Origin of the sequence: Rahnella bonaserana, assembly GCF_019049675.1 — a bacterium.
Classification (GTDB): domain Bacteria; phylum Pseudomonadota; class Gammaproteobacteria; order Enterobacterales; family Enterobacteriaceae; genus Rahnella; species Rahnella bonaserana.
Window position 1 is genome coordinate 104,318 of the sequence record NZ_JAFMOW010000057.1, and the last position, 22,391, is coordinate 126,708.

The following is a 22,391-nucleotide window of genomic DNA, read 5'->3' on the forward strand; positions in this document are numbered from 1 at the left end:
TTATTCACTTTTTAACAGTTCTGGAGCAAAAAATCGTACAAATCTCGGGATGGATAATGCCACCCGCTGGCCTTTGCCACGGGTAAAACCGGCATCAGTGCATTACAAATCAGCACCTCATTGGCATCCGACAATGCTTCAGCGGGTTCACTGACAATATGCAATGTCCAGCGCGAGGTGTTTTCAATGAGCCGGATAATGTGCCGGCGCATCACACCATCCACGCCCGACTGCGATAAATCCGGTGTAAATACCTGATTCCCCTTTCGCCAGAATAAATTAGCCGAACAGCATTCCACCAGGCAACCTGAGGTGTCAACCACCAGAGCCTCGTCGGCATCCGTCTGGTCAAGATGCAGGCGGATCATCACCTGCTCAAGCCGGTTTAAGTGTTTTATGCCAGCCAGCAGCGGATTCTTACTCAACGTCACCGGGCTCAGGGCCAGCTTCACACCGCCTTGGCGCAACGCGTGATAATGTGCCGGATAAGCAGACACAGATACAATCCGGGTCGGAGCAGAGCATCCTGCTGAGCTGTATCCACGTCCACCTTGCCCGCGCGTGACAACCGCTTTAACAACAGCCTCTTCCTGTTGTCCCGCAGCCAGTACCATTTCACGTTCGAACGCAGCCCAGTCCACGCCATCAATATGCAAAACTGACGCCGCGCGCTGCATCCGCGCGAGGTGTTCTGGGAGAAACTGGATTTCACCGCGCAACACCCTGGCCGTAGTGAAGCAACCGTCGCCAAATTGCACAGACCGGTCTGCCGCTGGCAATGTTGTCGCCGCCTCACCGTTAATCCACATGGTTACTTTCTCCTGACTTCAGGGTTAGGGTTCTCCGACTGTTGAGACTGCGTGAGCAGGCTTCTGGCAGCAAGGGGAGCATTCTTACTTTATCGTAACGGTGAGCCGAACTGGCGGGAAGACTCTTTCCGTTGAGCTGCCGTTTGATTCTATTTTCCCACATCGCAACCACTTTTATTCAGACAGCAAAAAGGCCCGATTAACGGGCCTTTTTCAATAACACACCGGCGCAATCACATCTTGCGGAATACCAGAGAACCGTTAGTTCCGCCGAATCCGAAGGAGTTACACAGTGAATATTGCAAGTCTTTCACCTGACGCGCTTCGTGCGGTACAAAGTCCAGATCACAACCTTCGTCTGGATTGTCCAGATTCAGGGTCGGTGGAACGGCCTGATCACGCAGTGCCAGTAAAGTGAAGATAGACTCTACAGCACCCGCAGCACCTAACAAATGCCCCGTCATAGACTTGGTAGAGCTGACCAGCACTTTGTGCGCATCCGCACCAAAGACAGATTTAACTGCCTGCGCTTCGGCTTTGTCACCCGCCGGGGTAGAGGTCCCGTGCGCGTTGATATAGCCAATTTGCGATGCCGAAATACCTGCATCACGCAGGGCATTTTCCATCGCCAGCGCAGCACCTGCACCATCTTCCGGTGGAGAGGTCATATGGTAAGCATCGCTGCTCATACCAAAGCCGACGATTTCTGCATAAATTTTCGCACCGCGCTTGCGGGCGTGTTCGTACTCTTCCAGCACCATGATACCGGCACCATCTCCCAGGACGAAACCATCACGATCTTTATCCCACGGACGGCTTGCTGCCTGCGGATTATCGTTACGCGTGGATAACGCGCGTGCTGCACCGAAACCACCGACACCCAGCGGAGTGCTGGCTTTTTCAGCGCCGCCGGCCAGCATAACGTCAGCATCGTTATAGGCGATGATACGTGCTGCATGACCAATATTATGCACGCCAGAAGTACAGGCTGTAGCAATCGAAATACTCGGCCCACGTAACCCGAACATGATACTCAGATGACCGGCAATCATGTTCACGATGGTTGATGGAACGAAAAAAGGACTAATTTTGCGAGGTCCGCCGTTAACCAATGACGTATGGTTTTCTTCAATCAGACCAAGTCCGCCAATGCCAGAACCGATCGCCGCACCAATGCGTGTCGCGTTCTCAGCAGTCACTTCAAGCCCGGAGTCTTGCATCGCCTGAATACCGGCAGTAATACCATACTGAATAAAAGCGTCCATCTTGCGGGCATCTTTGCGCGGGATGTAGTCTTCACAGTTAAAATCTTTTACTAAGCCAGCAAAACGCGTTGCATAGGCACTAGTATCAAAATGGTCGATCAGGCTGATGCCACTCTGACCGGCAAGGAGAGCGTTCCAAGTGGACTCTACAGTATTGCCGACAGGAGACAGCATGCCCAGTCCAGTCACTACAACTCGACGCTTAGACACGTGTGTCCTCCAGGGAGGGAAAAAAGTAGTAATACCGTGGGATAAAAAAAACTTAGGCGGTCAAATGACCGCCTAACTATCTAAACTTAAAGCATGTACGCTTACTGTTGGCTAGCGTTGATAAAATCAATTGCTGCCTGAACAGTAGTGATTTTTTCAGCTTCTTCGTCAGGGATCTCGGTATCAAACTCTTCTTCCAGAGCCATAACCAGCTCAACGGTGTCGAGAGAATCAGCGCCAAGGTCGTCTACGAAAGATGCAGCATTCACTACTTCTTCCTGTTTAACACCCAGCTGTTCAACGATGATTTTCTTAACGCGTTCTTCGATAGTGCTCATACTCTTAAATTTCCTATCAAAACTCGCTTTCGCGATGGTTTTCGTAGTGTATAAAATGTTGAAAAAGATGCAACTAAATCCAGGCTGGTCAAACCACGAATTTGCTCTATTTTGCGGTTTTTACCGCAAAAAACGCAAATAATTTCGTAATTTTTAAATCATATACATGCCGCCATTGACATGTAATGTTTCACCCGTGATGTAGCCGGCCTCGTCAGAGGCTAAAAAAGCAACGGCGCTGGCAATTTCTTTGGCATCGCCCAACCGGTTGGCTGGAACTGATGACAAAATGCCTGCGCGTTGATCATCTGTCAACGCCCTTGTCATATCCGTCTCAATAAAGCCGGGAGCGACGACGTTGACAGTAATGCCACGTGAAGCGACTTCACGTGCCAAAGACTTACTAAAACCAATCAAGCCAGCTTTAGCCGCCGCGTAGTTCGCCTGCCCTGCGTTACCCATGGTGCCAACAACGGAACCAATTGTAATAATCCGTCCACACCGTTTCTTCATCATAGCTCGCATGACAGCTTTTGACAGCCGAAACACAGAAGTCAGATTCGTATCCAGGATATCCTGCCACTCATCATCCTTCATACGCATGAGAAGGTTATCACGGGTAATGCCGGCATTATTAACTAAAATATCAATTTCGCCAAATTCAGCTCGAATAGTCGCCAATACTTGCTCAATAGATGCAGAATCAACCACATTGAGCATAATACCTTTGCCATTTTCGCCTAAATATTCGCTGATCGCTTCAGCACCTTTCTCGCTGGTCGCAGTGCCGATCACTTTCGCACCGCCTGCTACCAGTTTCTCTGCAATAGCGCGGCCAATACCACGACTGGCACCAGTAACAAGTGCAATTTTGCCTTCAAAGGTCATACTCATCCTCTTATTACTGCTCTAACGCCGCTGCCAGGCTTACCGTGTCATTCACAGCAGCCGCCGTCAGGGTGTCAACAATACGTTTAGTCAGACCGGTCAGCACTTTCCCCGGCCCCACTTCTAATAACTGCTCAACGCCTTGTGCTGCCATAAATTCGACAGACTCAGTCCAGCGCACCGGGCTGTACAACTGGCGTACCAGCGCACTGCGGATGGCTTCAGGAGACGTTTCGATTTTCACATCAACGTTATTCACCACAGAATACTGAGGTGCGCTGAAAGTCACGTTTTCGAGTGCAACGGCCAGTTTATCCGCAGCAGGCTTCATCAGCGCACAATGTGATGGCACGCTAACTGGAAGAGGCAGAGCACGTTTTGCACCCGCTGCTTTACAGGCTGCACCGGCACGTTCTACCGCTTCTTTGTTACCCGCGATCACTATCTGACCTGGCGAGTTAAAGTTAACCGGAGAAACAACCTGCCCCTGTGCAGACTCTTCGCACGCTCTAGCAATCGCGTCGTTATCCAGACCGATAATAGCGTACATTGCGCCAGTTCCAGCCGGAACCGCTTCCTGCATCAGTTTGCCGCGCAGTTCAACCAGGGAAATCGCCTGTTTGAAATCCAGCACACCGGCACAAACCAGAGCAGAATATTCGCCCAGACTATGACCCGCCATCAGAACAGGCTGAGTGCCGTTCTGCTGCTGCCATACACGCCAGATCGCGACTGAAGCGGCCAGCAACGCAGGCTGCGTCTGCCAGGTTTTATTCAGTTCTTCAGCAGGCCCCTGTTGCACCAGCTGCCACAAATCATATCCCAGCGCCGAAGAAGCTTCGGCAAATGTTTCTTCAACCACCGGATGCGCGGCGGCTAAATCCGCCAGCATACCGAGCGTCTGAGAACCCTGACCAGGGAAAACAACTGCAATTTTTGTCATTTTTATCTTCCTGTTAAATCAAAAACGTACCAGCGCCGAGCCCCAGGTAAAGCCACCGCCAAATGCTTCGAGCAACACTAATTGCCCGCGCTGAATTCTTCCGTCACGCACAGCTTCGTCAAAGGCAGCAGGCACAGAGGCCGCAGAGGTATTGCCATGACGATCGAGCGTAACCACCACTTTATCCATTCCCATACCCAGCTTTTTCGCTGTCGCACTGATAATGCGCAGGTTCGCCTGATGCGGAACCAGCCAGTCAAGTGCAGTACGGTCAAGATTATTTGCGGTCAGGGTTTCATCAACAATGTGCGCCAGTTCAGTCACAGCGACTTTGAAGACTTCATTACCGGCCATAGTGACATAAGCAGGTTTTTCAGGCTCTGTCTGGCTTGGGTATGCCAGCGTCAGCAGGTTGCCGTAATGACCATCCGCATGCATATGCGTAGAAATGATGCCCTGCTCTTCTGATGCGCCCAGCAATACTGCGCCCGCGCCATCACCGAAGAGAATAACCGTACCGCGATCTTCAGGATCGAGTTTACGCGACAGCACATCAGAACCGATCACCAGTGCATATTTCACGGCACCGTTTTTGATGTATTGATCGGCAACGCTCAGTGCATAGGTAAAACCTGCACAAGCGGCAGCCAGATCGAACGCTGCAGAATCCTTAATGCCCAGCATGTTCTGCACCTGGCAGGCTGAACTCGGGAATGCGTGTGAAGATGAGGTTGTTGCAACAATGATCAAGCCCACGTCGCTTGCGCTAACGCCGGCCATTTCGAGTGCTTTTTCTGCAGCGTGCAGGCCCATTGTGGCCACAGTCTCATCCGGTGCAGCGATACGACGTTCACGAATACCTGTGCGGGTGACAATCCACTCGTCGGAGGTATCCACCATTTTTTCTAAGTCGGCATTAGTCCGAACTTGCACGGGCAAATAGCTCCCCGTACCGAGAATTTTTGTATACATGTACGATCAGTCACTCTTGGGTAATACAGCTTCAAGGCGCGCGGCAATCCGCTGAGGGACCTGCCGCTGCACCGCCTGCACAGCCTGTTCGATAGCAACAGCAAACGCACGCTGGTTTGCTCCGCCATGGCTTTTAATAACGATGCCCCGTAATCCTAACAAACATGCGCCATTATACTGGTCGGGGTTGAGGTGGCTAAAACGCTTTAGCAACTTCTTCTGAACTATCCGTCCCAACCATTTCAACCACCAGGCCTTCTTGCCACCCTCACCGGAGGATTTTAACAGTGACAAAAACATCCTTATTACGCCTTCCATGGTCTTGAGCGTAACATTCCCAACGAAGCCATCACACACCATCACATCCGTCTTACCGGTCAGAAGGTCATTGCCTTCAAGATAGCCGATATAGTTGATTAATGCGGTATTTTTTAAAATAGCTGCGGCTTCGCGGATATTATCCAGCCCTTTGCTTTCCTCTTCGCCGATATTGAGTAAGGCGACGCGGGGGTTACTGATACCCACCACCTGCTCCGCCATTACTGCACCCATCACGGCAAACTGGACCAGCATCGTGCTGTCACACTCAACGTTAGCTCCCAAATCCAGCACCACAGTTTTACTGCGTTGCTGATTAGGCAGAACGCTCATCAGCGCCGGGCGCTCAATGCCATCCAGCGGCTTGACCACCATTTTGGCTAATCCCATCAGAGCACCGGTATTCCCGGCACTGACACATGCCTGTGCCTCTCCGCTTTTGATCAGTTCCAGCGCCACACGCATTGAGCTTCCTTTACTGGCACGTATAGCTTGCGACGCACGCATGTCACTGGCTATTACTGATTCAGCAGGAATTATCCGGATTCGTTCTATTAAAGAAGGATCGGCTTTAGCTAAGAAAGGTGTGATTGCGTCGGGATCACCGACCAGAAGAAGATCTAATTCAGAATTAGAGATCAGTGCCTGCAATGAAGCAGGCACTGTGACGGAAGGACCGAAATCTCCGCCCATTACATCTAACGCGATGGTTAGACGAGTCAAGGTATCGCCTTGCCAGCACTTATCACGTGAATAAGTTGCAGGCAATTATCAGCCGATTACCTTGCGACCGCGGTAGAAACCGTCGGCAGTGATGTGGTGACGCAGGTGAGTTTCACCAGAAGTCTTGTCCACAGACAGAGTGGAAGTGGTCAGAGCGTCATGTGAACGACGCATGCCACGTTTAGAACGGGTTGGTTTATTCTGTTGTACGGCCATGGACCTTACTCCTTAAGTACTTTTCTTTAAACTCGCTAATACGGCAAATGGATTAGGTTTCTCCGCCTCTTCAGGCAGTTTGCCAAATACCATGTCCGCGTCGGACACTTCACAGTGTTCAGATTCATGTACCGGAACGACAGGCAGTGAAAGAATAATTTCGTCTTCAATCATTGCCAGCAAATCGACTTCGCCAAAATCATCGACTTCGATCGGCTCGTACGCTTCCGGTAATGCCTCAGCCTGTTCATCATTCTGGACAGGGCTAAAACAATATGTTGTGTGAACCTGATGTTCAAACGTCTTACCGCATCTCTGGCATTCCAGAGTCACAGCAACATCGGAGTGGCCGGTAATCACAGCCAGGCGCTGATTGTCGATATTAAACGACAATGAGGTTTGTATATCAGAATCCACACTGACCACTGATTGGGCAACTCGCGTAACCTGATCTGCAGTATAGACACCTGTATAGTCTAAACGCTTCTGGGCAGTGCGGACCGCATCAAGGGTCAGGGGTAATTTTACTTTTTGCATAGGGCGCGCATATTAACTTTGTAACGACAGAGAGTCAAAGAAAAAGGCCTCAAAACCGCACCTTTCACCAATATTCGCTTCCGCAGCGGCCGACAGTTTAAAATGTGTGATTCAATAACGCCACGCTTTGTGAAAAAAAAATTATGATGATGTCTTCACCAGAATTACTTTTAGCCTCGACCTCGGTCTACCGGAGAGCATTGCTGGAGAAAACCGGGCTGAAATTTACCTGTGCTTCACCCGATATTGATGAAACCCCTGTGCCCGGTGAAACGCCGGCAGCGCTGGTGCAGCGGCTGGCGCAATCCAAAGCCAGCACGTTGGCCGAAGCCTATCCGCATCATCTGATTATTGGCTCCGATCAGGTCTGCGTGATTGATGGAGATATCACCGGAAAGCCGCACGCCTTCGATAATGCATTCAGGCAGTTGCGGGCAGCCAGCGGCAAAACCGTCACGTTTTATACCGGCCTGAGTTTGTATAGCAGCGATGCAAAAAAAGCGCAGACGTTATGCGAAACGTTTGACGTGACTTTCCGGCCATTAACCGATGAAGAAATTACCGGATATCTACATCGCGAAGAGCCGTACGACTGCGCCGGCAGCTTTAAATGCGAGGGTTTGGGGATTACGCTTTTCGACAGTCTGACGGGGCGCGACCCCAATACGTTAATCGGACTGCCACTTATTGCCCTGCTCTCCTTACTGCGCGGACACGGCATCAATCCGTTACTTTAAAGCCGTTAACTGACAGGCATAAAAAAAGGCGCACCCCGTGCGCCTCTTTATAAGCTGATTTTTTTTAACGGGCGGTCGCTTTGCCGCGTAAAATTTTCAGGCAGTTACGCAGTTTGGCATCCATAGGAGCCTCAATGCGCATGGTTTCACCGCTAGCCGGATGTTCAAAACGCAGCGCAGCCGCATGCAGGAAAAGACGGTTCAGACCCGTTCCTGACAGTTTTGCATCGAAATCACGTTCACCGTAACGATCATCAAAGGCAATCGGATGACCGGCGTGCAGCGCATGCACACGGATCTGATGCGTTCTGCCGGTCACCGGGCTGGCTTTGACCAGCGTGGCAAATTCATAGCGTTCTTCAATTTTGAAGCGCGTTTCAGAAGGCTTACCTTCCGCATTCACCCTGACAACACGCTCACCGCTTTGCAGGATATTTTTCAGCAGGGGGGCCTGGACCACTTTGCAATGCGAAGGCCATTCACCGCGCACCAGTGCCAGGTAATCCTTCTGCATACTTTTAACGCGCAATTGCTCATGCAGGGATCGCAGGGCGGAACGCTTTTTGGCGACCAGCAACACGCCGGAAGTATCACGGTCAAGACGGTGAACCAGTTCAAGGAAGCGTGCTTCCGGACGCAGTGCACGCAGACCTTCAATCACGCCAAAGCTCAACCCGCTGCCACCGTGTACGGCAGTACCGGAAGGCTTATTCAGGATCAGCAGGTGATCGTCTTCATATAAGATGCAATCGGCCAGAGCAGCGACTTTATCCAGCTTCGCGGAAACCGGCGCTTCATCACGCTCTGCCACGCGGACCGGCGGCACACGCACTTCATCACCGGCAAGTAATTTGTATTCAGGCTTAATTCTTTTCTTATTAACCCGCACCTCTCCTTTACGCACGATACGATAGATCATGCTCTTCGGCACACCCTTAAGTATTTTGAGTAAGAAGTTGTCGATGCGCTGACCGGCTTCGTCTTCGGAGATGGGGATTAATTGTACAGTTGGATTCTCAGTTTTCATGGCTCGCGATTCTAAATATCCGGCACGGTTCGCGCCACTGATTTTTATGTGCTTAACTCTTACTTTACCAGTAACAGCCGAGGAAAACCTTTCTATACCCCCTGTTTTTACAGAAAGCGAAAGTTCAGACAATGCGGCACATCTCTCATTGAGGTAAATATCTTACCCGCATGGGAAAAGTCACCTTGCTATCACAGTGCCTGCAATGGAATAATGAAACTACTTTCGGCGTTGTTTCTCTTAAGTTAGGGAAAACGCAGGAATTATAGATTTGCCTGATCGCACAAAAACGCAGCAATGGCGTAAGACGTAATGTGAAATCAAGCAATTAGCGGGCTGCGGGTTGCAGCTTGGCCGGCATACGGAATGAGATCTGTTAACCTAAATTCAGAAGCTATTCCCCTAATAAAAGTGCTGCTTTCATAACGCTGGTGCCTTTAATACAGCAAAAGCAGACTTACCGAAATAATGCGCCCCTATGCAAGCGACAGCCGTGAGGTTGACGATTTGCGAGAAGACTCGGGGCCAACGGTTTATCCGGTCATGAAGTCATTTTGCCCGCAGCTCTGTCAATAATGGAATAATAATGAGTAAGTTACGATGAAAAGAATGTTGATTAACGCGACTCAGCAAGAAGAGTTGCGCGTTGCCCTTGTAGATGGACAGCGGCTGTATGATTTGGATATTGAAAGTCCGGGCCATGAGCAGAAAAAAGCGAACATTTATAAAGGTAAAATCACCCGCATTGAACCTAGTCTGGAAGCGGCATTCGTAGACTACGGCGCAGAACGACATGGTTTCCTCCCTCTGAAAGAAATTTCCCGTGAATATTTCCCTAGCAACTATTCTTCCCACGGCCGTCCAAACATCAAAGATGTTTTGCGCGAAGGTCAGGAAGTTATCGTTCAGGTTGATAAAGAAGAACGTGGAAATAAAGGCGCAGCACTGACGACGTTTATCAGTCTGGCCGGTAGCTATCTGGTTCTGATGCCTAACAATCCACGAGCTGGGGGAATTTCCCGCCGGATTGAAGGTGATGACCGCACTGAACTGAAAGAAGCGCTGTCTTCTCTGCAACTGCCTGATGGCATGGGTCTGATTGTGCGTACTGCCGGTGTCGGCAAATCCGCAGAAGCCCTGCAATGGGATCTGACTTTCCGTCTCAAACATTGGGATGCTATCAAGAAAGCTGCTGAAGGCCGCCCTGCCCCATTCCTGATCCATCAGGAAAGTAACGTTATCGTTCGCGCATTCCGTGACTACCTGCGTCCGGATATCGGCGAAATCCTGATTGATAACCCGAAAATCCTCGACCTGGCAAAAGAGCATATCGCCGCTCTCGGCCGTCCTGATTTCAGCAGCAAAATTAAACCGTACGTCGGTGAAATTCCGCTGTTCAGTCACTACCAGATCGAATCGCAAATCGAATCCGCTTTCCAGCGTGAAGTCCGTCTGCCTTCCGGCGGCTCGATTGTTATCGACAGCACTGAAGCGCTGACCGCTATCGACATTAACTCCGCGCGTGCAACCCGCGGCGGCGATATCGAAGAAACTGCATTCAACACCAACCTTGAAGCCGCAGACGAAATTGCCCGCCAGTTACGCCTGCGTGACCTGGGTGGCCTGATCGTTATCGACTTCATCGATATGACGCCAGTTCGCCACCAGCGCGAAGTGGAAAACCGTCTGCGTGACGCTGTTCGTCAGGACCGCGCCCGTATCCAGATTGGTCGCATTTCCCGTTTCGGTTTACTGGAAATGTCCCGTCAGCGCCTGAGCCCGTCACTGGGTGAATCTACGCACCATATCTGCCCACGTTGCGCAGGTACCGGTACCGTCCGTGACAACGAATCTCTGTCACTGTCGATTCTGCGTCTGATTGAAGAAGAAGCGCTGAAAGAAAACACCAAAGAAGTACATGCCATCGTTCCGGTGCCAATCGCTTCTTACCTGCTGAACGAAAAACGTGAATCGGTAAATGCCATCGAAAAACGTCAAGGTGGTGTGCGTGCGGTGATCGTACCTAACGATCAGATGCAAACTCCGCATTACCATGTTCTGCGTGTTCGTAAAGGCGAAGAAATCTCTGCACTGAGTTACCTGCTGCCTCAGATCCACGAAGCCGAAATGCTGCAACCTTCTGAAGAGTTGCCGGCTGAACGTCGTCGTCCTGAGCAACCTGCGCTGGCTGCATTTGCGCTGCAAAGCGAAGCACCTCCGTCCAGCTTCGAGCAGCCTGTTGTGACTGAAGAACCTGTCAAAACCAGAACAGCCACAGTAAATGCTCCGGCAGCTCCTGTTGCTGAAAAATCAGGTTTTGTCAGCCGTCTGCTGAGCGGGCTGAAGAGCTTGTTCGCACCGGAGCCGCAACAGGAAGTTAAACCTGTTGAAGTACCAAAAGAGACGCCTGAAGCGACTGAAACCGAAAACCGTCGTAACAATGAACGCCGCAACCAGCGTCGTCAGGGTGGACGCCGTGACCGTAACGGTGAACGCGGTGAGCGCAATGACCGCGGTAATCGTGGCGAACGTGGCGAAGGCCGTGACAACAATCGTGATAATCGTGGCGAAGGCCGCGATAACCGCGAAAATAATCGTGAACAACGTGACGATCAGCGTCGTGGCCGTCGTAATCAGGAACCGGTCGTTACCGAAACCCGTAACGAAGAAGTTGAAACTGCCGCTCGCGAAGAACAGCAGCAACAACCTCGTCGTGAACGTTCGCGTCGCCGTTCTGAAGACAAACGTAAACCACAAACTGAAGAGAAAATTCAGGATGCAGTTGCCGTTGAGCAAGTTGTTGCACCGGTTGTTACTGATGAAACTGAGCAGGAAGACCGTCAGCCAGCACAGCGCCGTCAGCGTCGCCAGCTGAATCAGAAAATCCGCTTCGAATCTGAAGAAGTTGATCATGAAGAAGAAGCTGCGGCTCAGTTGCTGATCACCGGTACCCGTCCGGCAGCACCAGCGCCGGCTGTGGTTGCGCAAGAATCTTCTGATGTCGAGCCAGCGAACGCAGCGGACAGCGAAGACAATCAGAATGACAACGCCCGTGAAAACGGTATGCCACGTCGTTCACGTCGTTCTCCGCGTCACCTGCGTGTCAGCGGCCAGCGTCGTCGTCGTTATCGTGATGAGCGTTACCCGACTCAGTCACCAATGCCAATGGCAGGTGCGTTCGTTTCTCCGGAAATGGCGTCAGGCAAAGTTTGGATCACCTATCCGGTGGCCCAGTCTTCTGAATATCAGTCTTCTGAAAACCAGAATACTGAAGCAGAAGCACCTGAAGTTCTGAATCAGCAGGTTGAAATTGCGCAGGCTAATACGCCGGTGATTTCAGAAACTGCAGAAGCTGTTGCTCAGGCAGAAACAGTCGCTGAAGCTGCAAAGCAAGAAGCACCAGCAGATATTACCACCGCAGAAGCCGCACAGCCTGTTGCCGACGAACCTGTATTGGTTGAACCTGCAACGGCTGAACCTGTAGAAGAGACGCCTGTTGTAGAAGTCGCGCCGGAAGCACATGAGCCAACCGTCGTTGAACCGACTGCAGTGCTTGCTGAACCTGAACTTCAGGCCGTTGCGCCAGTCGCAGATCCTGAAGTTCAGGTAGAAGAGAAAGCAGAGCCGGTTGCAGAAGTGAAACCTGCCGTTGAGACAGCACCCGTTGCGCAAGCTCCGGCAGTGACTGAAGCTGCGGTTGTTGCCCCTCGCTTCAAGCATCACGCGACAGCACCTATGACGAAAGCACCAGCACCAAGCTATGTGCCTGAGCCAGCGCGTCAAAGTGACTGGGTTCGCCCGGAGTTCGACTTTGATGGCAAAGGTTCTGCCGGTGGCCACGCAGCAGTAACCACTGCTACTGCGCCTGCCACTAAGCCTGAGATGCCAGCAGAGTAATTCCGCTAAGCCGGTAGCGTCTCAAAACTAAAAACCCGCCTCGGCGGGTTTTTTATTGGTGATAAATCTTACTGAAGAAAAAATCAGGCCAGACTTTTCAGGCGACGAATTGTCAGTTCCTCAAGCTTACCTTCCAGGCTTTTAGCGAAATGCTGGAAATGCTCGGTCTTATTGTGTTGGTTCAACGCATCTTCGGATGCCCAGCGTTCATAGAAAACAAAAGTGCCATCCGTATCCAGATCCTGGTGCAACTCATATTGCAGGCACCCCACTTCCTGCCGGCTTGGCTCAATTACGTCAAGCAATGCTTCTGTCACTTTTGCCCTGAATTCTTTTTTTGCGACAATTGTGGCAACAACTCTGATTTCCATAATGGTTCTCCCGTTATTTTGTCCTGCTTCAGGCACACACCATGAAGCACGATGACTAAAATCTGCCACCACTATGAACCTTTCGATACATTGATTTCAATACGAACTTTATTTAACAGATGCAACACAACGGTTTTACGCTTATTCTTGTTCCCCGCCGTTAATGCTCCCATTACCGCACCTGATCCCAACATCTTGTCTCTCAATGCCGGAGTTTTGCCTGATGACCGCCACACCGCAAGTTTTGAAAATCCGCCGCCCAGATGACTGGCATATTCACCTCCGTGATGACGAAATGCTCAGTACGGTGTTACCTTTCACCAGTGAAGTCTTTGGTCGTGCGATTGTCATGCCAAACCTGACGCCTCCCGTGACGACTGTCGCTGCGGCAATCGCGTATCGTGAACGTATTATGGCCGCGCTGCCTGCCGGGCATAAATTCACCCCGCTGATGACCTGCTATCTGACCGATTCTCTGGATCCCAAAGAAATTGCCAGCGGGTTTGAGCAAGGCGTTTTCACTGCTGCAAAACTCTATCCGGCCAACGCGACCACCAACTCCCAGCATGGGGTTTCGGATGTCAAAGCGATTTATCCTGTGCTCGAGCGCATGCAAAAAATCGGCATGCCTTTACTTATCCACGGTGAAGTCACTCACAGTCATGTTGATATTTTTGATCGTGAAGCCCGTTTCATCGATGAAGTAATGGATCCGGTTCGCCGTCAGTTCCCTGAGCTGAAAATCGTCTTCGAGCACATCACCACTAAAGAAGCGGCTCAGTATGTTCTTTTCGGTAATCAGTATCTGGGTGCAACCATTACGCCACAGCACCTGATGTTTAACCGCAACCACATGCTGGTAGGCGGAGTTCGCCCTCATCTCTTCTGCCTGCCGATTCTTAAACGCAACGTACATCAGGAAGCATTACGTGAAGTCATCGCCAGTGGTGCTGACCGTTTCTTCCTGGGCACGGATTCAGCGCCACACACCAAAGGCCGTAAAGAATCAAGCTGTGGCTGTGCCGGTTGCTTCAACGCACCACTCGCGCTGTCCGCTTATGCCACCGTTTTTGAAGAGATGAATGCACTGCAGAATTTCGAAGCGTTCTGCTCCCTTAATGGTCCGCGTTTCTACGGTTTGCCGCTCAATGAAGATTTCATTGAACTGACGCGCACGTCCGTGACTCAGCCTGAAGAGATTGCCCTGGGTAACGAATCCGTTGTGCCATTCCTCGCGGGACATACCCTGAACTGGAAAGTGACATCGTACTAAATACGATTTCTCCGCACAGTGGCTTGCGCTGATCATGATTTGACTGTATAAATATACAGTCAAATCTATTCGGGAGGTCATATGCGTGTTGAAGTCACAATCGATAAAACCAAGCCTCTGCCTGTTGGCGCGCTGGACGCGTTGTCAGGTGAATTGAGTAAGAGAATTAACAAACAGTTTTCCGACCGCGAAAATAATGTTCAGGTCCGTTATGCCGGAGCAAATAGCCTGTCCGTATTGGGCGGAGCCAAAACTGATCGCGATCTCATCGAAGAAATTTTGCAGGAAACCTGGGAAAGTGCCGACGACTGGTTTTCAAATCAGAATGATGAGTAACACTATGAAATTTCAGCAAACCTATTCATTCTCTCTGCCCTATTTATAATAATCAGGTTTATTAAAACCGCGCCGCAAGGCTATTTCTGTATTTCACCGGGCGTCGCAGTCCGGTTTTTTATTCCATTCGAATGCATAAATCACACGTCTGCGAAAAAATAATTTAGGTTATTCTTCGGATTATTCTGCTGAATAATTAATCGACACAATTTATTTACAATTAAATACTCTTAAATCTCACCATAAAACGATTTAACTGTTTATACTGAAACAGCTCACCTGATAATGAGCCGCATTGATCCTCAGATAGTCACTCACGTCAGTCACTACAATATAAGGGGTCTATATGGACAGAAATGATGAAGTTATTCAGACACACCCGCTTGTTGGTTGGGATATCAGTACCGTCGACTCTTATGACGCCATGATGATACGTCTTCATTACCTGTCTTCAAAAGACCAGACACCCGAGGATGCTCAGGTAGACAGAACCTTGTGGTTAACTACCGACGTTGCCCGGCAACTGATCAACATTCTCGAAGCCGGCATTGAAAAGATAGAATCTAATGAGTACGAATACAGTGATCACCGAAAACATTGATTTTAATCTGCCAGTCTGAGGCACCAGCGATTTCATCCTGGTGCCTTTTTCTTTGCCCCTGCTCTGCTTGCCTTCACCGCCGTAAACTCTCTATCATGCCTGTAGCCTATTTGTTAAAAACTCACCTCAGGAATTTTTAAATATGGATTACGATCTCATCATCGTCGGCAGCGGCTCAGTCGGTTCCGCGGCTGGCTACTACGCCACCCGTGCCGGATTGAAGGTGCTGATGATAGACAGTTCGATGCCGCCCCATCAGGCAGGCAGCCATCACGGTGAAACCCGCCTGATCCGCCATGCTTATGGTGAAGGCGCACGCTATGTTCCTATGCTGCTCAGGGCACAGACGTTGTGGAATGAACTGGCAGAACTGAGCGGCGACAAAATTTTTCATCGCAGCGGCGTGCTTAACATTGGCCCTGAGGATTCTGAATTTATTGGCAATGTGAAACACAGTGCACAAACATATCATCTGAACACGCAAAATTTGAGCGCCGCTGAGATCCGCGATAAATGGCCTTTATTCACGTTGCCTGACGGATACGCGGGTGTATATGAGCCTGATTCCGGGTATCTGCAAAGTGAAATGGCGGTCACCGCTTACATTCGCCTGGCACGGGAAGCGGGATGCGGTCAGTTGTTTAATTGCCCCGTTGAAAGTATTCAGTGGCATGAAGACAGCGTTGAGGTCACGACGGCGGACGGTGTCTACAGTGCTGCAAAACTGCTGTTGTCGGCGGGTACCTGGGTCACCAGGATTCTGCCTGAATTGCCGGTTAAACCTCTTCGTAAAGTTTTCGCCTGGTTCCATGCAGATGGCCGTTATAGTGAGGAAAATCACTTCCCTGCATTTACGCTTGAGACGCAGCAAGGCGATCAGTATTACGGTTTTCCGTCAGTCAAGGATGCCCTGAAACTTGGAAAACACAACGGTGGCCAGTGGATCACAAAACCGGAGGAACGGTCACCTTTTGGAAAAATCAGTCAGGATGGCACAGAATCCTTCAATTTCTTCCGACATTTCCTGCCGGGTGTTGGCGTCAGTCTGCGCGGTGCATCATGCACTTACGATATGACTGAGGATGAAGATTTCATTATAGATACACTACCTGATCGGAAAAATACGCTGGTTATTTCAGGGTTAAGCGGTCACGGGTTCAAATTTGCCAGCGTATTGGGTGAAATCGTTACTCACTTTGCTAACAATCATCCTATTCCTTTTGATCTCCAACCTTTTTCTCTCTCAAGATTCAGTTAATGTAAAAATGTTTCAACCATCGTTAATTTTTAACGATGGTTGTCTTTATATTTCTGTAAGAATTATTTCTAATTTCGCTTTGAACGAGATCAATAGTCTGGTATTTCCGAATTGACAGCATTATAGAAAAAAAACTATGCTAGCCGCAGAAATCACAGGAGTGGTTTCCATCGCGTAATGACACGCATGACAAGGACGTGACATGAAAATCTCAATTATTGAACCCTGTGGCTTTACCCGATTAGGAATTTTCTCTTATCTGGTTGAAAATAATAATCTCGATATTATTGATACGGTGAATGTATCGCAGGCATTAGACTCGATCCCTGATTTTCAGCCCGACATCATCTTAGTAAACATGACGAAGTATTGTCACAACTCCGAATTGTCTGAAGAATTAAAAACCTTCTTCGATTTCCGGCACGGTGCACGTATATACTGTTATATTGATGCGAATTATCCCGATTGTGATACACCGATTCCGATTACCCGCGAAGTATTTATTCTTAACAAACAATCACTGACGTCATTATTACGAGACATAGCTTTAGATCCGCAATCGTTTATGCCGGATAATAATTTCAAGATCCCCAGAGCCTTGTTCAGCGATCAGGAAATTCTGGTGATGAGTTACTGGATGTCGGAGATGCCTAACTACCGCATCGCCAGAAAATTGAATATCAGCAGCCGTACGGTCTATGTCCATAAGCGTCATCTGGCGCAAAAAATAAAAGTCCGTAACCGTCTGGAGTTCTGTTTCGTTTATAACCTCATCAAGTATATGTTCTGGCCGATTGATGATATTTCCGCAACGCCCGTCAGTCGTCAGATTAAAGATGATCTTCAGCAGATTTACAAAATTTATAGTTAAGCCAACCTAACGGCTAATACCCTGTCCAGTCAGGGTATTAGGTGGGCTTATCAATGCTATTCTCCGCTTTAAATTCCCCGTTTTAAGCTTCCCTTTTAATGTCCATGACAGGCTGGTTGCACTCTGCCCGCGGAGGGATACAATAAACTCACCGTTAGCAGACTAATTTTGAGTGGCCTCACAATATGACTGAACATACATCTGACGACGCAACTCCGGCGGAGATCACTGAAACATTGCTTTCGGTGATACGGCTGATGCGTAAACAGGTCGATGCCGCCATGTCCGCTCAGGGGCTTTCTCTGGCACGCGAAAAACTGCTGACAGCGATAGCCCAGGAAGGAACCTGCCGTCCGGCTGAGCTGGCCAATGTTCTCCAGCAATCTCCACGTACGATTACAGATGCGATAGATGCGATGGACAGAGATGGGTTACTGGTGCGTCGTCGCCATCCTACTGACCGCCGTTCACAATTGCTTGAGCTGACAGAGGCCGGCAAACAGGCGCTGGCACAAGTAAAAAAACCTAAGCAGAAAGCCATCGACAGATTGTTTGACGGGCTTGATTTAGCCGCCCGTCAGCAATTACTGATATCGCTGCAAAGCATCGAAACCCTCGCTCAACAAATAGAAGAGCAAAACTGAATTTAGCGTTTCAGCGGTCCGTCGCCCAGCAGGACGGCAATTTTGTGACCCGCTGCGGTCGGCTCCAGTGCGATTTTAAGCACAATGGTCAGCGGTACAGACAACAGCATTCCCACCGGTCCCATCAGCCATCCCCAAAAAATCAAGGATACGAACACCACCAGCGTCGAAAGTCCGAGCCCGCGGCCAAGAATTTTCGGATCAATAATGCTGCCAAAAAGCAGATTGATCAGGATATACCCGCCGGTCAGAATCAGACCTTCACTGAAGCCATTGAACAAAAATGCCTGAATGATGGGCGGAATTGCCGCGATAAAGGAACCAATGTTGGGGATATAGTTGAGCGCAAAAGCCAGCATTCCCCAGAGAAAGGCAAACCTGATCCCCATCACGGCCAGCAGCGCCCACACAGCCAGACCGGTCACCACGCTAATCAAGGTTTTGATCACCAGATAACGGGTTACGCTGTCGAGTGCACGCTGAACATTCGCCATGCCTTTGCCCGGATCTTCGGACATTTGCTGCACCTTATAGGGCAGTTGCGGAACTTCAAGCAGCATAAAGGCGACAGTCATCAGCAGTAAAAATAAACCTGCCATGGCATTGGAAAGATAGCTGATAAGCTTGCTGACCAGATTGAGCATGACGGCCGGATCGATATATCCGGCCAGTTGTTCGGGAGTTAATGAAAGTTCTGACCAGTGGAACCAGGCATCAATTTCGATCAGCTTTGCTGCAATCAGCCCGCGGTACTGCGGCAATGTACGGGCAAACTCATTCAGGGTCATCAGCAGTTTGGTGGTCAGGAAAACCATCAGACATACCGTCAGGGTCGCAACCAGTAATACAGCGAGTGCCCGGGGCACCCGCCATTTTCCCAGTAAGACAATCAGCGGATTAAGCACGAAAGCCAGAAACAGCGCCAGAATGAAGGGCACAATGATATCTGCTGCCGATTTAATGCCCGCAAATATCACCACCAGCATCGCCATCATCACGACGATCCTCAGGCCCTGAGTTGTCACCATTGTCTTACGCAAATTTCTTTCCCTCATGCCTTTAGCGGGATTTCGTCCACTCGCGTAAACGCTGAATATGAACATACAACGCGGGGATAAACAGGATCCCCACCGTCGTGGACAGCAACATTCCGCTAAACACTGTGACACCGATAATATGACGGCTCATCGCCCCTGCTCCTGACGCCATCACCAGAGGTAACACGCCCAGAATGAAGGAAATGGCCGTCATCATAACGGCACGGAAACGCTGTTTCGCCCCTTCCTGCGCGGCCTCACGGACGGATGCCCCTTCTTCCCTGCGCGCTTTGGAGAACTCGACGATCAGAATGGCATTTTTCGCAGCCAGTCCGATGAGCAACACCATGCCAATTTGAGCATAGACATCGTTACTTAATCCCGCTAAATGCAGACCGCCTATAGCGCCGAATACTGCAAAAATTACCGAAATCATTACTACCAGCGGAATGCTCCAGCTCTCGTATTGTGCCACCAGGAACAGATAGGCAAACAGAAGTGCCGCGGCATAGATAAGGATTGCCTGCCCTCCGGCCTGAATTTCCTGCAATGACATCCCGCTCCATTCATAGCCATATCCTGCCGGTAACTTTTCACTGAGGATATTTTCCATCTGCGCCATCGCTTCACCGGAACTGACGCCCGGCGCTGCCGCCCCGCTCACCGCCAGTGACGGAAACTGGTTGTATTGCGTAATAAAGGGCGCACCCAGTGATGGCGTCAGCTCCACCAGTTTCCCAAGGCTGACCAGTGAACCGTTATCACTGCGTACCGTAAGTGTTGAAATCTGATCAGCACGCTGACGATCTTCCATTTCATTTTGCATCTGCACGTTGAACAAACGGTTATTCTTGATGAAATCGCTGACATTTACGCCGCCCAAAGAGGTCTGTAATGTCGAGAAAATCCGGCCAACGGGCACCTGCATCATTGCGGCACGGTCGCGATCCACACTTAAGGCAATTTCCGGTACCGAGGCGCTGAAGGTGGTGAACACACGGCTCAGTTGCGGATTTTGATTAGCTGTCTGGATTATCGATCGTCCAATTTCTGCCAGTTCCTGCGGAGATTGTCCCTGCAATGCCTGAAGGCGTAAATCCATTCCGGAAGCGGTTCCCAGGCCGGAGATGGCCGGCGGATTTATCGCCATGATCATCGCGGAAGGAATGCCCGCCATTGCAGGTTGCAGACGACCGATCACCTGATCCACTGCGCTGCGCTCGCCCCAGGGTTTGAGCAAAACAATACCGAATGCAGTATTCGGCGCACTGCCGCCGCTCATCAGGCTAAAACCGCTGATGGCGATCACATCTTCCACCGCAGGGTCGTTCTCCAGAAGGGTCTGCATCTGGCCAAGCACGGCATCAGTCCGGTTCAGGGACGCGCCATCTGGCAGCTGCACATTCACGAAAAAGTAACCCTGATCTTCATCCGGCAGAAAAGATTTGGGCAGGCTGTTGTAGCCCCACACACAAGCGCCGGTAATGACCAGCACTGTCACCACGCTGGTCAGCACATGTTTACTCAGACCCCCGGCGGCTTTGACATAACTATCACGCACGCTGTCCAGCCCCTGATTAAAGAGGTGGAAAATGCGGGCGGGTTTCTCAGGGCGAGGTTTGAGCAGCGTCGCACACAGTGCAGGTGTCAGCGTCAGCGCATTGATACTGGAAAGCACCACCGCCGCCGATAACGTAACGGCAAACTGACGATACAGGGCACCGGTAATGCCCGGTAAAACCGCAATCGGGACAAATACCGCCAGCAGAACCACGGTCGTCGCAATTACCGGCCCTGCAATTTGTTTCAGGGCTTTGCGGGTGGCGGCAACACGCCCGAGTGACGGGTCTTCCATCATCAGACGCTCGACGTTTTCTACCACCACGATGGCATCATCGACCACCACCGTCAGTGCCAAAATAATGGCGAACAAACTCAGCGTATTGGCGGAGTAGCCAAAGGCATACAACACAGCAAATGTACCGAGCAAAGAAACCGGAATGGTCAGAGCGACGATGAATGTCGCCCGCAAGCTTTGCAGGAATAAATAAACAATTGTCAGAACAACGATAAAAGTCAGCACCAGTGAGACAGCGATTTCATCCAGCGTAGCGCTGACAAAGCGGGTCGAGTCGAATTTAATTTCATAGATAAGGTCGTCAGGGAAATTGCGTGCCTGACGCGTCATCTCTTCACGCACCGCATTGGCCACATTCAGGGCATTCGCCCCTGGCGCGGGATATACAGACAGGAACGCAGAGGGCGTCTGATTCAGTGTGGCATTGACCTGATAATCCTGCGCGCCCAGTTCGATGCGGGCGACATCCCGCAGACGAACCGTTCCGCCATTGGCGTTCTTGCGCACAATGATATTGCCGAATTCTTCCGGTGAACTCAGACGTCCGGCACCGCTGATGGTCAGGGTTTGCTGTTGCATTGAAGGACTGGGTGACGCGCCAATCTGTCCGGCAGCGGCCTGTACGTTTTGCTCGCGGATAGCCGCGCTGATTTCAATACTGCTGACATCCAGCGCTTCCATTTTGTTCGGATCCAGCCAGATACGCATACTGTAATCACGCGAACCGAAAACCCTGACATCACCCACGCCATCAACACGCGCCAGCGCATCACGCAGCTGAATGCTGGCAAAGTTACTGATAAATAATTTGTCGTGCGTATTCTTTGGGGACAGAAGGCTTATCCCCATCAGGATATTAGACGCCTGTTTGCGTACCGATACGCCAGTACTCAGCACTTCCGGCGGAAGGCGCGAGCTGACCTGAGAAATACGGTTCTGGACTTCCACGGCCGCCGTATCCGGGTCGGTGCCACTGGCAAAGGTTATGGTCAGCGTGTAGCTGCCGTTATTGCCGCTGTTCGACGACATATACAGCATATTACTGACGCCATTGACCTGCGCTTCAATCGGTGCGGCGACGGATTCCGCCACATCGCGCGCGCTTGCACCGGGATAGGTGGCGCTGACCGAAACCACCGGAGGCGTAATATCAGGATACTGCTCAACCGGGATAACCTTCAGTGCAACGGCACCAATCAGCGCCGTCACCAGTGCAATCACCACCGCAAAACGGGGTCTTTTGATAAATTGCTGAAGCATCG

General features: G+C 50.5%; 21 protein-coding genes. 8 read left to right on the top strand and 13 right to left on the bottom strand.

The window, feature by feature from the left end; all coding sequences use genetic code 11:
• Window positions 1–11: 11 nt before the first annotated feature.
• The 9 genes from pabC to yceD all read right to left on the bottom strand — a co-directional run bounded on the left by pabC (window position 12) and on the right by yceD (window position 7,219).
• Window positions 12–809 (bottom strand): aminodeoxychorismate lyase, encoded by a 798-nt coding sequence (pabC, locus tag J1778_RS07415; RefSeq protein ID WP_217172622.1) that lies wholly within the window; start codon window positions 807–809, stop codon window positions 12–14.
• 233 nt (window positions 810–1,042) lie between these two features.
• Window positions 1,043–2,284 carry a beta-ketoacyl-ACP synthase II gene (gene fabF, locus J1778_RS07420; RefSeq protein WP_217172623.1) on the bottom strand — a complete coding sequence of 414 codons (1,242 nt, stop codon included), beginning with the start codon at window positions 2,282–2,284 and terminating at the stop codon, window positions 1,043–1,045.
• Between the two features lie 101 nt (window positions 2,285–2,385).
• On the bottom strand, window positions 2,386–2,622 hold the full coding sequence (acpP, locus tag J1778_RS07425) for an acyl carrier protein (RefSeq protein WP_015690190.1): 237 nt from the start codon (window positions 2,620–2,622) through the stop codon (window positions 2,386–2,388).
• A 153-nt stretch (window positions 2,623–2,775) separates the two neighbouring features.
• Window positions 2,776–3,510, bottom strand: a complete 735-nt coding sequence (fabG, locus tag J1778_RS07430) for a 3-oxoacyl-ACP reductase FabG (RefSeq protein WP_112291135.1) — start codon at window positions 3,508–3,510, stop codon at window positions 2,776–2,778.
• A 13-nt stretch (window positions 3,511–3,523) separates the two neighbouring features.
• Window positions 3,524–4,453 carry an ACP S-malonyltransferase gene (gene fabD, locus J1778_RS07435; protein WP_217172624.1) on the bottom strand — a complete coding sequence of 310 codons (930 nt, stop codon included), beginning with the start codon at window positions 4,451–4,453 and terminating at the stop codon, window positions 3,524–3,526.
• A gap of 18 nt (window positions 4,454–4,471) precedes the next feature.
• Window positions 4,472–5,425: a beta-ketoacyl-ACP synthase III gene (locus J1778_RS07440; protein ID WP_112291138.1), complete on the bottom strand. Its 954-nt coding sequence runs from the start codon at window positions 5,423–5,425 to the stop codon at window positions 4,472–4,474.
• Window positions 5,426–5,431: 6 nt separating this feature from the next.
• On the bottom strand, window positions 5,432–6,466 hold the full coding sequence (gene plsX, locus J1778_RS07445) for a phosphate acyltransferase PlsX (protein ID WP_217172625.1): 1,035 nt from the start codon (window positions 6,464–6,466) through the stop codon (window positions 5,432–5,434).
• Window positions 6,467–6,514: 48 nt separating this feature from the next.
• Window positions 6,515–6,682 carry a 50S ribosomal protein L32 gene (gene rpmF / locus J1778_RS07450; RefSeq protein WP_013576249.1) on the bottom strand — a complete coding sequence of 56 codons (168 nt, stop codon included), beginning with the start codon at window positions 6,680–6,682 and terminating at the stop codon, window positions 6,515–6,517.
• Window positions 6,683–6,694: 12 nt separating this feature from the next.
• A complete protein-coding gene (gene yceD / locus J1778_RS07455; protein WP_112291141.1) occupies window positions 6,695–7,219 on the bottom strand; it encodes a 23S rRNA accumulation protein YceD in 525 nt (174 codons plus the stop codon).
• Window positions 7,220–7,365: 146 nt separating this feature from the next.
• On the opposite strand from yceD, the gene J1778_RS07460 reads away from it, so the two are divergent.
• A complete protein-coding gene (locus J1778_RS07460) occupies window positions 7,366–7,956 on the top strand; it encodes a Maf family protein (protein WP_217172688.1) in 591 nt (196 codons plus the stop codon).
• Window positions 7,957–8,020: 64 nt separating this feature from the next.
• Here J1778_RS07460 and rluC read toward each other — a convergent pair whose 3' ends face one another.
• On the bottom strand, window positions 8,021–8,983 hold the full coding sequence (rluC, locus tag J1778_RS07465) for a 23S rRNA pseudouridine(955/2504/2580) synthase RluC (protein WP_217172626.1): 963 nt from the start codon (window positions 8,981–8,983) through the stop codon (window positions 8,021–8,023).
• A gap of 600 nt (window positions 8,984–9,583) precedes the next feature.
• Between rluC and rne the strand changes: the two genes are divergently transcribed.
• A complete protein-coding gene (gene rne / locus J1778_RS07470) occupies window positions 9,584–12,880 on the top strand; it encodes a ribonuclease E (RefSeq protein WP_217172627.1) in 3,297 nt (1,098 codons plus the stop codon).
• Between the two features lie 83 nt (window positions 12,881–12,963).
• On the opposite strand, the gene J1778_RS07475 is transcribed toward rne, so the two are convergent.
• Entirely contained in the window at window positions 12,964–13,251 is a 288-nt protein-coding gene (locus J1778_RS07475; RefSeq protein WP_217172628.1) for a putative quinol monooxygenase, read from the bottom strand.
• 223 nt (window positions 13,252–13,474) lie between these two features.
• Between J1778_RS07475 and pyrC the strand changes: the two genes are divergently transcribed.
• The 6 genes from pyrC (at window position 13,475) to J1778_RS07505 (ending at window position 18,234) form a co-directional block, all read left to right on the top strand.
• Complete coding sequence (pyrC, locus tag J1778_RS07480; RefSeq protein WP_217172629.1) at window positions 13,475–14,524, top strand: dihydroorotase; 1,050 nt, start codon at window positions 13,475–13,477, stop codon at window positions 14,522–14,524.
• An 81-nt stretch (window positions 14,525–14,605) separates the two neighbouring features.
• Complete coding sequence (dinI, locus tag J1778_RS07485) at window positions 14,606–14,860, top strand: DNA damage-inducible protein I (protein ID WP_217172630.1); 255 nt, start codon at window positions 14,606–14,608, stop codon at window positions 14,858–14,860.
• A gap of 346 nt (window positions 14,861–15,206) precedes the next feature.
• Complete coding sequence (gene bssS, locus J1778_RS07490; RefSeq protein ID WP_013576258.1) at window positions 15,207–15,461, top strand: biofilm formation regulator BssS; 255 nt, start codon at window positions 15,207–15,209, stop codon at window positions 15,459–15,461.
• A gap of 142 nt (window positions 15,462–15,603) precedes the next feature.
• A complete protein-coding gene (gene solA / locus J1778_RS07495) occupies window positions 15,604–16,719 on the top strand; it encodes an N-methyl-L-tryptophan oxidase (RefSeq protein ID WP_217172631.1) in 1,116 nt (371 codons plus the stop codon).
• Window positions 16,720–16,921: 202 nt separating this feature from the next.
• Window positions 16,922–17,590 (top strand): LuxR C-terminal-related transcriptional regulator, encoded by a 669-nt coding sequence (locus J1778_RS07500; protein ID WP_217172632.1) that lies wholly within the window; start codon window positions 16,922–16,924, stop codon window positions 17,588–17,590.
• A gap of 185 nt (window positions 17,591–17,775) precedes the next feature.
• A complete protein-coding gene (locus J1778_RS07505) occupies window positions 17,776–18,234 on the top strand; it encodes a MarR family winged helix-turn-helix transcriptional regulator (protein ID WP_217172633.1) in 459 nt (152 codons plus the stop codon).
• A 2-nt stretch (window positions 18,235–18,236) separates the two neighbouring features.
• Here J1778_RS07505 and J1778_RS07510 read toward each other — a convergent pair whose 3' ends face one another.
• Both J1778_RS07510 and J1778_RS07515 read right to left on the bottom strand, forming a co-directional pair.
• The gene (locus J1778_RS07510; protein ID WP_217172634.1) at window positions 18,237–19,274 is read right to left on the bottom strand and encodes an AI-2E family transporter; all 1,038 of its coding nucleotides are present in this window, start codon (window positions 19,272–19,274) and stop codon (window positions 18,237–18,239) included.
• A gap of 19 nt (window positions 19,275–19,293) precedes the next feature.
• A complete protein-coding gene (locus J1778_RS07515; protein ID WP_217172635.1) occupies window positions 19,294–22,389 on the bottom strand; it encodes an efflux RND transporter permease subunit in 3,096 nt (1,031 codons plus the stop codon).
• Window positions 22,390–22,391: the final 2 nt, after the last annotated feature.

Bases quoted from the DNA above. Each gene is read 5' to 3' on its own strand.
- pabC (WP_217172622.1), bottom strand. From the start codon at position 809: ATGTGGATTAACGGTGAGGCGGCGACAACATTGCCAGCGGCAGACCGG.
- acpP (WP_015690190.1), bottom strand. From the start codon at position 2,622: ATGAGCACTATCGAAGAACGCGTTAAGAAAATCATCGTTGAACAGCTG.
- fabG (WP_112291135.1), bottom strand. From the start codon at position 3,510: ATGACCTTTGAAGGCAAAATTGCACTTGTTACTGGTGCCAGTCGTGGT.
- fabD (WP_217172624.1), bottom strand. From the start codon at position 4,453: ATGACAAAAATTGCAGTTGTTTTCCCTGGTCAGGGTTCTCAGACGCTC.
- J1778_RS07440 (WP_112291138.1), bottom strand. From the start codon at position 5,425: ATGTATACAAAAATTCTCGGTACGGGGAGCTATTTGCCCGTGCAAGTT.
- rpmF (WP_013576249.1), bottom strand. From the start codon at position 6,682: ATGGCCGTACAACAGAATAAACCAACCCGTTCTAAACGTGGCATGCGT.
- yceD (WP_112291141.1), bottom strand. From the start codon at position 7,219: ATGCAAAAAGTAAAATTACCCCTGACCCTTGATGCGGTCCGCACTGCC.
- J1778_RS07460 (WP_217172688.1), top strand. From the start codon at position 7,366: ATGATGTCTTCACCAGAATTACTTTTAGCCTCGACCTCGGTCTACCGG.
- rluC (WP_217172626.1), bottom strand. From the start codon at position 8,983: ATGAAAACTGAGAATCCAACTGTACAATTAATCCCCATCTCCGAAGAC.
- rne (WP_217172627.1), top strand. From the start codon at position 9,584: ATGAAAAGAATGTTGATTAACGCGACTCAGCAAGAAGAGTTGCGCGTT.
- J1778_RS07475 (WP_217172628.1), bottom strand. From the start codon at position 13,251: ATGGAAATCAGAGTTGTTGCCACAATTGTCGCAAAAAAAGAATTCAGG.
- pyrC (WP_217172629.1), top strand. From the start codon at position 13,475: ATGACCGCCACACCGCAAGTTTTGAAAATCCGCCGCCCAGATGACTGG.
- dinI (WP_217172630.1), top strand. From the start codon at position 14,606: ATGCGTGTTGAAGTCACAATCGATAAAACCAAGCCTCTGCCTGTTGGC.
- bssS (WP_013576258.1), top strand. From the start codon at position 15,207: ATGGACAGAAATGATGAAGTTATTCAGACACACCCGCTTGTTGGTTGG.
- solA (WP_217172631.1), top strand. From the start codon at position 15,604: ATGGATTACGATCTCATCATCGTCGGCAGCGGCTCAGTCGGTTCCGCG.
- J1778_RS07500 (WP_217172632.1), top strand. From the start codon at position 16,922: ATGAAAATCTCAATTATTGAACCCTGTGGCTTTACCCGATTAGGAATT.
- J1778_RS07505 (WP_217172633.1), top strand. From the start codon at position 17,776: ATGACTGAACATACATCTGACGACGCAACTCCGGCGGAGATCACTGAA.
- J1778_RS07515 (WP_217172635.1), bottom strand. From the start codon at position 22,389: ATGCTTCAGCAATTTATCAAAAGACCCCGTTTTGCGGTGGTGATTGCA.